Here is a 13,425-nt window from a genome sequence, read left to right on the forward strand (position 1 = left end):
GTCCCCTGGTCCCCCGGAAGGCAGCAACAGTGAGCAGGAACTACGCGGGCCTCAGCCGTGAACGCATCATCGTCGAGGCACTCCACATCATCGCCGGGCGCGGGCTGGGCGGGTTGTCCATGCGCCGGCTCGGCGATGCCCTGGAGGTGGAGGCCATGGCGATCTACCACCACTTCCCCCGCGGCAAGGAACAGCTGTTCAACGCGATCGCCGCCTACGTCACCACGGCCCGCGTGATCAGCGGCCTGACCGAGGAGCAGGGGCCGCCGGAGGAGGAGCAGGAGGGTTCGGATACCGCCCCGGCCGAGGTCGCCGAGGACGGCCGCCCGTGGGACGAGCGTTTGACCGCCTGGGCCGAGGCCTACCGGGGGCGGCTGCTCGCCTACTCCGGTGCGCTGTCCCTGCTCATGCACCGCGCACCGCACACCCTGGGCGAGGAGGACACGCGCGCCCTCATGCACGCGGCCTTCAGCGAGGCCGGGTTGGGCGAGGAGGACGTACCTCGGGCCTGCGACGCACTGTACGGCTACTGCCTGGGAGCGGTGGCGCACCAGGTCAGGCACTCCGGCCAGGAGGACACCCCGGACGAGGCCGAGTCCGAGGCCCGGTTCCGGTTCGGCCTGCGGGCCCTTCTCAAAGGGCTAACCAACTGAAGCGGCGCAAGAGACAGAGAAGGACGGTCGGCCCGGCGGGAGAGGCAACCGAACCGACCGTCCGCTCAGGAGAATCGTCGGCTACGGGTTCCTGCAATCACCAGTACGGGTCAGGGGACTTTGTGACACGTAGCCCTCACTCCCGACGCTCACCCAGCCGTCAATAGGAGTCCCCCAGAACGTCTCCCCTCGGGGCATTACTCTCACCAAGGGCGCGGTGGGCTCCATCTGTGCGACCAAGTAGGCTTCGGCGGCGCTGACCTCGTAGGGGCAAAAGATCTGGTTCTGCGCCGTGCCTGACGCGGGGGTGGCAGCCTGGGCGGGGGCGCTCAGCAGCGCCCCACCGAACACGGCCGCCGTGACCAGGGCCAACGCCGCTCCTCCGCGCGCGATACGACCGTTCTTCCTCTTCTGTGTGAAGTACACGAAGATCCTCACTCCTGTTCCTGAATGCACATCTGTGAACAGTAACCAATATTTTCGAGATCAACGGAGGATCAATCCGCTGAATTCACGGCGCAGCGCGCTTGATCGCTTCCTCAGTGGAGGGTGGCGCCGCGCCGGCTCAGGGGATTACGCACGGTCCGTCCCTGTCACTGAGGAAGCGTTCCTGCACGTATCCGGTGTTCGCGATCTCCATCCAGTCGGTCGATGCCGCCGGCCGTGCGGCGACCGATTCACCCCCGGGGATGTAGTCGATGACCTCCCCGCCGGGGGCTTCGTGGACGGGTGCGTCGTCGATGGCCTCGTGCACGCAGTAGGGCTCTGACTGGGCATCAGCCGACTGCGCGGCGGGGCCCGCCGCATGGGCGGGGGCCGAGAGCACGGCTCCGCCAACTGCGGTCGCCGCGGCCACGGCCAGGAGCGCCGTGCCAAGCACCAGGCCACTGGACTTCGTCGTGGTGGGCAAGGGAACCTCCTTGTTGTCCTGGGACGGAGCGGTGCGACGGGTTCGCACCCGCCGCACCGCCTATCAGCTGATATCCCTCAGCGAAGCAGGGGTCCGGGCACGGTCGACCGCAGTGCTCGTCAGGTCGGCTGGACCCGTACCCGGTTGGACTCGGCTAGGGCGTGTTCGGTGGATGCTGCCCGTCGCGAGCGGCGCATCCAGTGGTGCTGGCACAAGGCCGAAGAAGGAGTCAGCCCGGGTTTGGCTGTCGACTGATGAGATGCGCAGTGACAGTGCCGCTGGGGCGACGCGCAGCAGGGTATGTGTCCGCCGAACATGCCCTAGCTCCAGTCGTAGTCCCTGGAGGTCTGCCACTCCGCGTCAGCGGCATGCGAGTCATAGTCAGCGGACTACCACTCCAGGTCAGCGGGGTACCAGGCATGGTCAGCGGACTGCCACGAGTCCGCGAGGGCTGCGCTCGCGGGGGCCGCCAGTACGGCCCCTCCGAGCAGAGCGGCAGCGGTCAGTCCCAGGGTCGCGGCGACCCGGGAAACTCGTCCGTTCTCTTTGGTTCCCATACGAAATCCTCCAGCTTTCAGTTAAAGAAAATACTCCTACCGGAACTGCGAAACCAACGTTTGATCAAGTCGTTGATTCCACCAGGAATGCTAACCAGGGATCCGCGACGAGACACCAAGAAGGCCACATCCGGACGGCTCGCACGTCCAACACGGCCGCATGCGGACAGCAAGCCGGCCCGATGTCGGCCAGAACCCGATTACCCGCGCCCCGCATTTGACATTGAAAAGGACGGACACCTAACCTCTCCGCGTTTTACACAATTGGAACCCGGTGCCGGTCGGAACCAATTTCGAACAGGGGGACGATCCGTCCGGAAAACCCAAAAGGGCGCATACCACGACGTGGCACGCGCCCTTGGGAGCACCGTTTTAACGGCCGCGCAGCTCCCGGTAGCGCTCGATCAGGGCCGCTGTGGAGGGGTCCAGGCCGGGCACGTCGGCGCCCTCGGTCAGGGCCGGTTCCACCTTCTTGGCCAGCACCTTGCCGAGCTGGACACCCCACTGGTCGAAGGAGTTGATGTTCCACACCGCGCCCTGCACGAACACCTTGTGTTCGTACAGGGCGACGATCTGGCCGAGCACCGATGGGTCGAGCCGGTCGGCCAGGATCGTGGTCGTGGGCCGGTTGCCCGGGAACGTCCGGTGCGGCACCAGATCGGCGGGCACGCCCTCGGCGGCCACCTCGCTGCCGGTGCGGCCGAAGGCCAGCGCCTGGCCCTGGGCGAACAGGTTGGCCATCAGCAGGTCGTGCTGGGGCACCAGCCCCTCGGGCAGGTCCGGCGCGGGGCGCGCGAAACCGATGAGGTCGGCGGGCACGAACCGGGTGCCCTGGTGCAGCAGCTGGAAATAGGCGTGCTGGCCGTTGGTACCGGGGGTCCCCCACACCACCGGCCCGGTCTGCCAGTCGACGGGTCGGCCGTCGCGCTGCACCGACTTGCCGTTGGATTCCATGTCGAGCTGCTGGAGGTAGGCCGGGAACTTCGACATGTAGTGGCTGTAGGGCAGCACCGCGTGCGACTGCGCGTCGAAGAAGCCCCCGTACCAGACACCCAGCAGTCCGAGCAGGAACGGAAGGTTGCGTTCGGCGGGTGCCGTGGCGAAGTGGGTGTCCATGGTGTGGAACCCCGCGAGCATCTCCCGGAACCGCTCCGGTCCCAGGGCCACCATCAGCGGCAGGCCGATCGCCGAGTCGTAGGAGTAGCGGCCGCCCACCCAGTCCCAGAACTCGAACATGTTGGCCGTGTCGATACCGAACCCGGCGACCTCGTCGGCGTTCGTGGAAACCGCGACGAAGTGATGGGCGATCGCTTCGGGTCCCGCGTCCAGGCCGGACAGGAGCCAGTCGCGGGCCGCCGTGGCGTTGGTGATGGTCTCGATGGTGGTGAAGGTCTTGGAGGCGACCACGAACAGGGTGCGTTCGGGGTCGGCGTCCACCAGGGCCTCGTGCAGGTCGGTGCCGTCGACGTTGGAGACGAAGCGGAACTCCAGGCCCCGGTCGGTGTAGGGGCGCAGCGCCTCGTAGGCCATGGCGGGCCCCAGGTCGGAGCCGCCGATACCGATGTTGACCACCCGGGTCACGGGCTGGCCGGTGTGGCCCAGCCACGAACGCGAGCGCACCCGTTCGGCGAAGGCGGCCATCTGGTCCAGGACCCGGTGCACCTCTGGCACCACGTCGTACCCGTCCGCTTCGATGACGCTGCCGCGCGGGGCGCGCAGGGCGGTGTGCAGGACGGCGCGGTCCTCGGTCAGGTTGATGCGGTCGCCGCGCAGCATGGCGTCGCGCAGCCGGGCGACCCCGGTGGCCTCCGCCAAGCCGCCGAGCAGGCGCAGGGTCTCGTCGGTGACGAGGTTCTTGGAGTAGTCGACGTGCAGGTCCCCGACGTCGAGCGCGTACCGGTCGGCCCGTGCGGGATCGTCCGCGAACAGATCGCGCAGGTGGGTTCCGCCGAACCGGGTGCGGTGCTCGTCGAGCGCGGCCCATTCCCCGCTGCGGTCCAGGGGTGTGGTCGCCTCGGACCGGCCTCCGCTGTCCTCGGTGCGAGGGAGGGGTGTACTGGCAGACATCCGGTCGCTCCTCCGTGGTCTGGAAAGGCGCACACGGCGAGCGGGTACCCGTCCCGGGCGCCGTGTCCGCAGTGTGCGGCAGTGCACCCAACCTTCCCACGAAAACCGGCAACCACGGGCTTCCTTCGGCACGTCAGGACTTTAACCCATGGGTTGTCCGTTGCGCTCCCGTTCGCGTTCGGCGCGCAGCTGGGAGACTTCCTCGCGCAGGGTCCGCAGCTCGGCGAGGATCTGCAGCTGACCGGCGTCCGGACCGGTTGGACCGGCCGGAGCGGTAGTTCCCTGACCCGAGCCCCGGCCTCCGTGCGGACCCCTGCCGCGCGGGCCCTCACCGCCGGCGCCGTCCGCGGGGCCCTGGCCGGGCGCGTCGCCGCCCTCGCGCTCCTCGTCTCCGGACCTGTCGAGGGCCTCCACTGCGACGGCGATGAACAGGTTGAGGGCGATGAGGGTGGACACCAGGACGAAGACCACGAAGAAGATCCACGCCATGGGCTGGGACTCCATGACCTCCTGGGCGATGTCGGCCCAACCGTCCGCCGTGAAGATCTGGAAGAGGGTGAAGAGGGAGGTCCAGAGGTCGCCGAAGTACTGGGGGGCGTCGGTGGCGAACAGCTTGGTGGCCATCACCGCCGACACGTACAGGAGCAGCACCACCAGCACCATGATCGAGGCCATGCCGGGCATGGCACGGAACAGCCCTGCCACCACGTGGCGCAGGCTCGGAATCACCGACAGCAGCCGCAGCACGCGCAGGACCCGGAGCACCCGCAGGACCGCGAACGGCCCGGAGGCCGGAAGCAGGGCGATCCCGACGATGATCATGTCGAACCAGCTCCAGGGATCGCGGAAGAACGCCCTGCGGTGGGCGAAGACCCGCAGTCCCAATTCGACGACGAACACCGACAGGATCACCCTGTCGATGACGTACAGGAGCTCGCCGTGTTCGTCCATCATCCGCTGCGACGTCTCGATGCCGAGGACGACGGCGTTGACGAGGATGACGGTGATGACAGCGGCCTGGAACCAGCGGGCCTCGACGATGGTTCGGACCCGTTCGCGCACGGTCACTTGGGCGGGAACTCCTTCTCTGCTGTCGGATACCGGCGAAAAAGCCTATCCGCGAAAACTGCGCCCCGTTCAGCGACCGTTGCCCTCGGTACGCGCCGCACTGGCGTCTCCCGCCCCGAACAGGCATGATCGAAGGAGGGAACCGAGGCGAGGGGGCCGCCGGTGACGGAATCCGCAGACTTCGACGACGGCGTCACGGACATCGACGACGTGGACGCCGAAATGGACGTGGGCGCCCCGAGCCAGGACACCGCCGTGGCGGAGTACCTGGAGGAGCACCCCGAGGACTACCGGATCGAGGAGATCGAGGACCACGAGGCACTCGGTATAGACGCCGAACTCCGCAAGGAAGTTCCGGAGCAGGCGCCCCCGCCCGCGGAGGAGCGGCCGCCCGTTCCCGGACGTGAGGAGCTGTTCCGGCTCCTCAAGGCCGAGGCCTACGCCGAGCGCGTGGAACGACGCCACGGCCGATGAGGCCCGAACCCCCTACATTGCGGGGCCGGTGTGGGCGGTGAGCCAGTGCTCGACCCTGAGCACGTGCGCGGCCGCGGCCGCGCGAGCCGCCTCGGGATCCCGTGCCGCGAGGGCCTCGTGGATCCGCCGGTGGTCCTCGTGCAGGGCCTCGGTGACGTCGGCCTCGCCGTGCCCGGCCCAGACCCTTTCATTGAACGTACGCGACGACAGCCCGGAGTGGACCGCCGAGAGGGTGGCATTGCCCACGCAGGCCACGATGGCCTGGTGGAACCCCAGGTCGGCGGCGCCGTGCACGGCGGGCTCGCACCCTGCCGCGCCGTCCGCCATCCGGTCGAGCAGGGAGCCGATCCGGGCGAGGTCCTCGGGGGTGGCGCGCGCGGCCGCCATCGCCGTGGCGGCGGGCTCGATCATCCGGCGGACCTGGAGGACCTCCAGCAGGGTCTGGTCCTGAGACACCTCGGCCAGGACGGAGAAGGCCTCCAGCAGGTCGGACGGGCGCAGGGCGGTGACGTAGACGCCGGCGCCGTGGCGGACCTCCAGGACTCCGAGCGTGGTCAGTGAGCTGATCGCCTCGCGGACCGTGCCGCGGGAGACGCCCAGGCGGGAGGAGAGCTCGCGTTCGGTTGGAAGTCGCTCTCCTGGTCCTACCTCTCCGTTGGAGATCATCGCCTTGATCTGACCGACGGTCCGCTGGGCGACCGGGGTGCGCACTCCGTCCTTCACCTCCCGAGCCGGGGTTACGACTGATGACAGCGGAATCCTACCCGTTTCGAACCGTCGATCCCCCCTTGCCTCTCTCGCGTTGATCAGGCAATGTGGTCGGACCACTTGGCCCGCGTTGCCGGAGCACGAAGGAGGCACATGCGGATCGCGCTGTTCATCACCTGTGTCAACGACACACTCTTCCCCGACACGGGCCGGTCGGTGGTGCGGCTCTTGGAGCGGCTGGGCCACGAGGTGGTCTTCCCCACCGAGCAGACCTGTTGCGGCCAGATGCACTACAACACCGGTTACCGGCGCCCCGCGGCCAGGCTCGCGGTGCGGTTCGTGAAGATCTTCGACCGGGCCGACGCGGTCATCGTCCCCTCGGCCTCGTGCGCTGCGATGGTGCGCTCCCACTACCCGCGCCTGGGCGCACAGGGGAGCCGCCTCTCCCGGAAGGTGGCGGACCTGTCCCCGCGCGTGTACGACCTCACGGAGTTCCTCGTGGACGTGCTGAAGATGACCGATGTGGGCGCCTACTTCCCGCACAAGGTCGTCTACCACCCCACCTGCCACGGGCTGCGCTTCCTCGGCCTGGGCGACCGTCCCTACCAACTGCTGCGCGCGGTGCGCGGCCTGGAACTGCTCGAACTGCCCGGCGCCACCGAGTGCTGCGGATTCGGGGGCACGTTCTCGGTCAAGAACGGCGACGTCTCCGCTGCGATGGGCTTCGACAAGGCCCGCCACGCGGTGGAGACCGGCGCCGAGATCCTGTGCGCGGTGGACAACTCCTGCCTGATGCACATCGGCGGCACACTGTCGCGGCAGCGCGCGGGACTGCGGATCGCGCACATCGCCGAGATCCTGGCCAGTACCGAGAAGGAGTACGCGCGAGCATGAGCGCCACGTTCCTGGGCATTCCGCCCTTTCCCGAGGCCGCGCGCAGCGCGGTCAACGACTCCCAGACCCGCCACAACCTGCACAAGGCCACCCACACCATCCGCGGCAAGCGCGACTCCGTCGTCGGCGAACTGGGCGACGACTGGCAGCGCCTGCGTTCCGAGGGCGAACAGGTCAAGACGCACACGCTGCGCCACCTGGACCACTACCTGGAACAGCTGGAGGAGTCGGTCCAACGGGCCGGCGGGACGGTGCACTGGGCGTCCGACGCGGCCGAGGCCAACGAGATCGTCACCCGCCTGGTGCGGCAGACCGGCGAGTCCGAGGTGGTCAAGGTCAAGTCGATGGCCACCCAGGAGATCGAGCTGAACAACGCGCTCGAAGCCGCCGGCATCACCGCCTACGAGACCGACCTGGCCGAGCTGATCGTGCAGTTGGGAGACGACCTCCCCTCGCACATCCTGGTGCCCGCCATCCACCTGGCACGTTCGCAGATCCGGGAGGTCTTCCTGGACCAGATGTCCGAGTGGGGCGTTCCGGCCCCGCCGGGGCTCACGGACGACCCCAAGGCGTTGGCCGAGGCCGCCCGCGTCCACCTGCGCGAGCTGTTCCTGCGCTCCAAGGTGGCGGTCTCGGGAGCCAATTTCGCGGTGGCCGACTCAGGCACACTCGTGGTCCTGGAGTCCGAAGGCAACGGCCGGATGTGCCTGACCCTGCCCGAGACGCTCATCTCGGTGGTGGGTATCGAGAAGCTCGTACCCACGTGGTCCGACCTCGAGGTGTTCATGCAGCTGCTGCCGCGGTCCTCCACGGGTGAGCGGATGAACCCCTACACCTCGACCTGGACCGGAGTCACCCCGGGCGACGGCCCCCAGGAGTTCCACCTGGTGCTGCTCGACAACGGCCGCACCGACGTACTGGCCGACACCGTGGGCCGTCAGGCACTGCGCTGTATCCGCTGTTCGGCCTGTCTCAACATCTGCCCCGTCTACGAGCGCACCGGCGGGCACGCCTACGGTTCGGTCTATCCGGGGCCGATCGGCGCGATCCTCACCCCCCAGCTCCAAGGGATGTCCTCGGAGGTGGACGAGGCGCTGCCGTACGCGTCGTCGCTGTGCGGGGCCTGTTACGACGTCTGCCCGGTGGCCATCGACATCCCCGAAGTCCTGGTCCACCTGCGCGAGCAGGTCGCGGAGGGCCCGGGGCACCTGGGTGAGAAGGCGATGATGGCCGGAGCGGAAGCGGTGTTCGGGTCCTCGACGGCCCTGGAGGCGGCCCAACGGGCCGCCAGTGCGGCGCGCGGGAGCATCCCCGGCCACCTTCCCGGACTGGCGGGGAACTGGACGGACACCCGCGACGTCCCCGAGGTTCCGGAGAAGTCCTTCCGCCAGTGGTGGCGCGAGCAGGGAAAGGGGCAGGGTTGAGTACCTCCCGAGAGCGTGTCCTGGCGCGCGTGCGCGCCGCACTGTCCGACGTTCCCGCCGACGAGCCGGCAGAGCGGCCGGTGGAGCGCGACTACGCGGAAAGCCACTCCGAGGGGGCCACCCTGGACGTGCTGGTGGACCGGTTGCTGGACTACAAGGCGCTGGTGGAGCGGGTGTCGGCCGCTGACCTGCCCGACCACATCGCCACCGCCCTGGAGCGCAGGGGCGCGGCCCGTGTCGCGGTCCCCGAGGGGGCACCCGGGGAGTGGTTCACCGCCGTCTCGGCCCAGCGGCTCAGCGACTCCCCCGGATCCCCGCTTTCGGTGGCCGAACTCGACGCCACCGACGGTGTGGTCACCGGGTGCGCCGTGGCGATCGCCGAGACCGGCACCATCGTCCTGGACGCCGGTCCCGACCAGGGGCGGCGGTCCATCTCGCTGGTCCCCGACTACCACCTGTGCGTGGTGCGCGCGGATCAGGTCGTGGTCGGTGTGCCCCAAGGCGTGCGGCTCCTGGACCCGGGGCGCCCGCTCACGTGGATCAGCGGCCCGTCGGCCACCAGCGACATCGAGCTGAACCGGGTGGAGGGCGTGCACGGCCCCCGCACCCTGGAGGTGCTCGTGGTGGAGCCGGACCGTGACACGGTGGGGTCGGACGGGTCCTAGGGGTCCTTCGGCCGCCAGGTCTCCAGGAGCTGTTCCAGCGGGTCGGGGACGCGGACCTCCTCCGCGAACGGCGCCTGGTAGCGAGCGCCCGCGCCCTGCGGCCGCGGCTTCCGGGTCCTAGTCCCGGCGGGCCGCACGGGGACGGTCCGGGAGCCTTCCTCGGGCTCGGCCCCACCCTCCCGCAGCGGCGCCTGGTACCGGGCGCCCTGCGGCGCTGGTTTGCGCTTCTTCCGGCGGACCCAGCGCGAGGCGGCGCGTTCGGGGCGGGGCTCGGACCGTGCCCGCTGCTGGCCGCGCTCGCCGGTCGGGGTGAACCACACGGGTAGCTCCACGAGGCCGTGCACGCTCAGTGAGGTGCGCCAGCGCAGGTCGCCGGGCTCAGCCGCCATCACCATGCCGCGCATGCGGTCCACCGCGGTGTCGATGGCGGTGCGTACCAGTTCCCGGGCGAAGGCGGTGGCCGGGCAGCGGTGGGCACCCGCACCCCAGGAGAGGTGGGAGCGGTTTCCCGCCAAAGCCATGGCGTCGTCGGCGCCGCGGACCACGGAGGGGTCGGTGTGCGCTGAGGCGAAGCCGAACAGCAGGGGTTCGCCCTGGCGGATCCGGGCCCCCGAAAAACGGATGTCCCTGACGGAGTAGCGCCCGGCGAGCATCCGGATCGGGGAGTCGGTCCACATCACGTAGTCGACGAAGTCCTCGGGGGTGAGCGTGCCGCCCAGGTAGGCGGTCCACACGTTCGGGTCCTCCAAGAGCTTGAGCAGGGCGTTGCCGATGAGGTGGGTGGTGGGCTCGTGCCCGGTCTCCCACAGCAGGGACAACGCCTCCACCGCCTCGTCGTCGGTGAGCCCGTGCGGGTGCGCCAGGATCCGGCTGGCGATGTCCTCACCGGGTACGGCACGCTTGCGGGCGACCAGGCCCTGGAAATAGGAGCGCACACCCAGGGCGGCGGCTTCGGCCCGTTGCGGGTCGCCGCTCCAGAGCCGCTCGGTGAGGTCGGTCAGCAGGTGCCCGTACGGGTCGGGCAGCCCGAAGAGTTCGTTGAGGACGAGCGCGGGCAGCGGGGCCGCGTATTCGCCGATGAGGTCGGCCGCTCCTTCCGCCTCGACCGCGCCGAGCAGGTGCACAGCGGCGCGCTCTACCACTGGGACGAGCTGCGGGGTGCCCACGGAGGCCAGCGCTTCCACGATGGGCAGGCGCAGCCGCTGGTGTTCGTCCCCGTCCCGGGTCAGCGCCCCGCTGCGGGCCGGTGGCGCACCGCCTGGGCTCCAGGGCCGCGGGTCGGCGGAGAAGTAGTCGTGGTCGCGCAGGACCTGGAGGTTCTCCTTGTAGCCGAGCAGGAGCCAACCGGGCACGCCGGGCGTGATCTCCACCGGGACCAGGCCGCCGAACCGGGCACGCAGTTGCTCCCAGGGGAGTCCGCCCCCCTGGTGCAGTGGCAGAGCCCCCTCGTAGGGACAGCGCTCAGCGCTCTTCCCTCCGTGGACGTTGTCGCGGCCCGTGGATCCGGTTCCCTGGCGCATGGAGACTCCTGAGTGGCGGCGGTTGGGGCGACGCTATGTCGTGGATGTTTCCGAGGTGCTTCCGCGAGGAAAGCTGCGCCTTTCGGTGCCCGGCACGGTGGCACACCACAGGTCACGTCGGGTGAAGGCGACATAGCGCACATGGGTGCGACGCCCCGCGCACCGATCCGTCCCCCGAAAGCAGACGGAAAGCAGCGGGAACCCCTGTGGTTGAGGGGATCCCGCTTGCCTTCGCTGCTGGCCAGGGAGGAGAATACGGCTGTTTGCTGGATTTCCTGCCGACCCGGAAGGCCCCCATGACGGACACCTCCCCCACCGCGCCCCTGGACACGACCGTTCCGCACTCCGCCCGGGTGTGGAACTACTGGTTGGGCGGCAAGGACCACTATCCGGTCGACCGCGAACTGGGCGAGCAGATCGAACAGGCCTACCCCGAGATCGCCGACATCGCCCGAGCCGACCGCCAGTTCATCATCCGATCGGTCACCCACCTCGCCCGCGAAGAAGGCGTCCGCCAGTTCCTGGACATCGGCACCGGCCTGCCCACCGCCAACAACACCCACGAAGTCGCCCAAGCAGCCGCACCCGACTCCCACATCGTCTACGTCGACAACGACCCCATGGTGCTCGCCCACGCCAGAGCCCTGCTCACCAGCACCGAAGAAGGCAGCACCCACTACATCGACGCCGACCTCCTCGACCCGGAACCGCTGCTGGACCAAACGCGTCAGCACCTGGACTTCACCCAGCCCATCGCGCTGACCTTCATGGGCACGCTCGTCCACTACCCCGTCGACGAGAAGATCTACGCGCTGGTGCGGGCCTACATGGACGCCCTGCCCCCGGGCAGCTTCCTCGCCCTGAACGACAGCACCGACACCAGCCAGCAGATCATCGACGCCGCCGCGGCCTGGAACGAAAACGCGGCGCTGCCGATCCACCTGCGCACCCCGGAAGAGGTCGAGGCCTACTTCGACGGACTGGAGCTGCTCGCGCCGGGTGTGGTCTCCATCCCGTTCTGGCGCCCGAACCCGTCCGAAATCGGCAAGGTCAGCGAAGCGGCCCAGTACGGGGGTGTGGCGCGCAAGCCCTGAGGGCGGGCGGCCCATACCTGCCCGAACTCCCACTCCCCGGCGGCGGGTAGGATGACCCGCTGGCTCCAGCACCCTTCGACCAGGGAGATTCACGGTGGGCAGGAAAGGCCGCAAGCGCGGCGACGCACGGGCTGGCACCGAGTGGGCCGGCCCCGGCCCCTCGGACACCCTCGTGGAGGTGGTCACCGGTGCCGTCGACGCGCTCGTGCGCGGGCAGGAGGGCGGCGGCGTGGACCTGGCCGTGGCCCGCCTGGCCGACGTCGAGGACACCACCTGGGCCGGGGCCGCGGACCGGACCCTCTTCGACACCCTCCTCTTCGGGGTGGCCGACGCCTGGGCGCGCGGCTGGCAGCCCGCGGAAACGGTCCGGCACGTCACGCGCGAATCCGGGGCGTTGGCCGCCGCCGTGTGCGCCGAGGCCGTGGCGGCCGATCTCGCACGCCACTCCGCCGCGACGGTGGACCCCCGCTGGAGCGAGCAGGTCCGGGGCATGGGTACCCATGCCCCGGCCTCGGACGGCCACCACCTGAGCCGGTTGGGTTCCGAACACGACCTGTTGCGCTTCGAGGCGGTCGATGTGGTCCTCCGGCTGTTGGCACTGCTGCGTACCCTGCCTCCGATGCGCCGCCTCGGACCGCCGCCCGGCACCTTCCGTCCCGGTAGGCGGTCCGCGGCACCGGTGGACCAGAACCGCCTGCAACGCGTGCGTGCGCTGCTCGCCAAGGCCGAGTCCACCGAGTTCCCGCAGGAGGCCGAAGCACTGACCGCCCGTGCCCAGGAGATGATGGCCCGGCACAGTATCGACCTCGCCCTGGTGGCGGCCGACCCCGACGAGCCCGAAGCGGCCGCGGCGCGCAGGCTGCCCGTCGACTCCCCCTACGACGAGCACCGGGCAGTACTGCTGAACGAGGTCGCCGAGGCCAACCATTGCCGGGCCGTGTGGCACCGAGAGCTGGGGCTGAGCACGGTGATGGGCTTCCCCGGCGACGTGGAGGCCGTGGACCTGCTGTACACGTCGCTGCTGGTACAGGCAGACGCGGCGATGCGGGTCAGCGGTTCGGCACGGGACCGGTCGGGGCGCGGCGCCAAGAAGACCTTCCGTTCCTCCTTCATGTCCGCCTTCGCCGTACGCGTGGGCGAACGGCTCACCGAGTCTGCGCGCACCACCGAGGAGGCGGTCGCCGCCGAGACCGGTACCGACCTGGTCCCGGTGTTCGCCGCCCGTGAGCGTGCGGTGGAGGCTGCCGTAGGCGAGGCCTTCGGGGCGCTGACCACCTCGCGGGTGCGCGGGCCGTCCAACGCCGAGGGCTGGTACGAGGGCCGCGCAGCCGCCGACGCGGCCTCCTTGGGAGCGCGCACCCGGCTGAACTAGCGCGCACCCGGCTGAGCGA

General features: G+C 69.7%; 13 protein-coding genes. 7 read left to right on the top strand and 6 right to left on the bottom strand.

The features are described from left to right. Positions 1 to 29 precede the first annotated feature (29 nt). Entirely contained in the window at positions 30 to 653 is a 624-nt protein-coding gene (locus ACYVD1_RS01340) for a TetR/AcrR family transcriptional regulator (protein ID WP_460766408.1), read from the top strand. Between the two features lie 565 nt (positions 654 to 1,218). Here ACYVD1_RS01340 and ACYVD1_RS01345 read toward each other — a convergent pair. From ACYVD1_RS01345 to ACYVD1_RS01360, 4 genes are all read right to left on the bottom strand, one after another. Beyond that, a complete protein-coding gene (locus tag ACYVD1_RS01345; protein WP_460766410.1) occupies positions 1,219 to 1,563 on the bottom strand; it encodes a hypothetical protein in 345 nt (114 codons plus the stop codon). Positions 1,564 to 1,952: 389 nt separating this feature from the next. Next, positions 1,953 to 2,120: a hypothetical protein gene (locus ACYVD1_RS01350; protein ID WP_460766413.1), complete on the bottom strand. Its 168-nt coding sequence runs from the start codon at positions 2,118 to 2,120 to the stop codon at positions 1,953 to 1,955. A gap of 372 nt (positions 2,121 to 2,492) precedes the next feature. Further along, entirely contained in the window at positions 2,493 to 4,187 is a 1,695-nt protein-coding gene (gene pgi, locus ACYVD1_RS01355) for a glucose-6-phosphate isomerase (RefSeq protein ID WP_460766416.1), read from the bottom strand. Positions 4,188 to 4,328: 141 nt separating this feature from the next. Then, positions 4,329 to 5,255, bottom strand: a complete 927-nt coding sequence (locus ACYVD1_RS01360) for an ion transporter (RefSeq protein ID WP_460766419.1) — start codon at positions 5,253 to 5,255, stop codon at positions 4,329 to 4,331. Positions 5,256 to 5,417: 162 nt separating this feature from the next. Between ACYVD1_RS01360 and ACYVD1_RS01365 the strand changes: the two genes are divergently transcribed. Next, on the top strand, positions 5,418 to 5,729 hold the full coding sequence (locus ACYVD1_RS01365) for a hypothetical protein (RefSeq protein ID WP_460766422.1): 312 nt from the start codon (positions 5,418 to 5,420) through the stop codon (positions 5,727 to 5,729). 12 nt (positions 5,730 to 5,741) lie between these two features. Here ACYVD1_RS01365 and ACYVD1_RS01370 read toward each other — a convergent pair whose 3' ends face one another. After that, positions 5,742 to 6,440 (bottom strand): FadR/GntR family transcriptional regulator, encoded by a 699-nt coding sequence (locus tag ACYVD1_RS01370; RefSeq protein ID WP_460766425.1) that lies wholly within the window; start codon positions 6,438 to 6,440, stop codon positions 5,742 to 5,744. A gap of 150 nt (positions 6,441 to 6,590) precedes the next feature. On the opposite strand from ACYVD1_RS01370, the gene ACYVD1_RS01375 reads away from it, so the two are divergent. Genes ACYVD1_RS01375 through ACYVD1_RS01385 form a run of 3 tightly spaced genes read left to right on the top strand, consistent with a single transcriptional unit; the run spans position 6,591 to position 9,420 of the window. Next, complete coding sequence (locus ACYVD1_RS01375) at positions 6,591 to 7,331, top strand: (Fe-S)-binding protein (protein WP_460766429.1); 741 nt, start codon at positions 6,591 to 6,593, stop codon at positions 7,329 to 7,331. Next, entirely contained in the window at positions 7,328 to 8,755 is a 1,428-nt protein-coding gene (locus tag ACYVD1_RS01380; protein ID WP_460766433.1) for a lactate utilization protein B, read from the top strand. The genes ACYVD1_RS01375 and ACYVD1_RS01380 overlap by 4 nt, the downstream gene beginning before the upstream one ends. After that, positions 8,752 to 9,420, top strand: coding sequence for a LutC/YkgG family protein (locus tag ACYVD1_RS01385; RefSeq protein ID WP_460766436.1), 669 nt, complete (start codon positions 8,752 to 8,754; stop codon positions 9,418 to 9,420). Before ACYVD1_RS01380 ends, ACYVD1_RS01385 begins: the two co-directional genes overlap by 4 nt. Here ACYVD1_RS01385 and ACYVD1_RS01390 read toward each other — a convergent pair. Then, on the bottom strand, positions 9,417 to 10,940 hold the full coding sequence (locus ACYVD1_RS01390) for a cytochrome P450 family protein (protein ID WP_460766441.1): 1,524 nt from the start codon (positions 10,938 to 10,940) through the stop codon (positions 9,417 to 9,419). The two genes, ACYVD1_RS01385 and ACYVD1_RS01390, sit on opposite strands and share 4 nt — an antisense overlap. 296 nt (positions 10,941 to 11,236) lie before the next feature. On the opposite strand from ACYVD1_RS01390, the gene ACYVD1_RS01395 reads away from it, so the two are divergent. Next, a complete protein-coding gene (locus tag ACYVD1_RS01395) occupies positions 11,237 to 12,034 on the top strand; it encodes an SAM-dependent methyltransferase (protein WP_460766444.1) in 798 nt (265 codons plus the stop codon). A 94-nt stretch (positions 12,035 to 12,128) separates the two neighbouring features. After that, positions 12,129 to 13,406 (top strand): DUF2786 domain-containing protein, encoded by a 1,278-nt coding sequence (locus tag ACYVD1_RS01400; RefSeq protein ID WP_460766450.1) that lies wholly within the window; start codon positions 12,129 to 12,131, stop codon positions 13,404 to 13,406. Positions 13,407 to 13,425: the final 19 nt, after the last annotated feature.

The sequence above is a fragment of the Nocardiopsis nanhaiensis genome, from assembly GCF_054778635.1.

What these genes read in the sequence shown, in the direction of transcription:
- ACYVD1_RS01350 (WP_460766413.1), bottom strand. Translation starts at nt 2,120, where the DNA reads ATGGGAACCAAAGAGAACGGACGAGTTTCCCGGGTCGCCGCGACCCTG.
- ACYVD1_RS01380 (WP_460766433.1), top strand. Translation starts at nt 7,328, where the DNA reads ATGAGCGCCACGTTCCTGGGCATTCCGCCCTTTCCCGAGGCCGCGCGC.
- ACYVD1_RS01390 (WP_460766441.1), bottom strand. Translation starts at nt 10,940, where the DNA reads ATGCGCCAGGGAACCGGATCCACGGGCCGCGACAACGTCCACGGAGGG.
- ACYVD1_RS01395 (WP_460766444.1), top strand. Translation starts at nt 11,237, where the DNA reads ATGACGGACACCTCCCCCACCGCGCCCCTGGACACGACCGTTCCGCAC.
- pgi (WP_460766416.1), bottom strand. Translation starts at nt 4,187, where the DNA reads ATGTCTGCCAGTACACCCCTCCCTCGCACCGAGGACAGCGGAGGCCGG.
- ACYVD1_RS01375 (WP_460766429.1), top strand. Translation starts at nt 6,591, where the DNA reads ATGCGGATCGCGCTGTTCATCACCTGTGTCAACGACACACTCTTCCCC.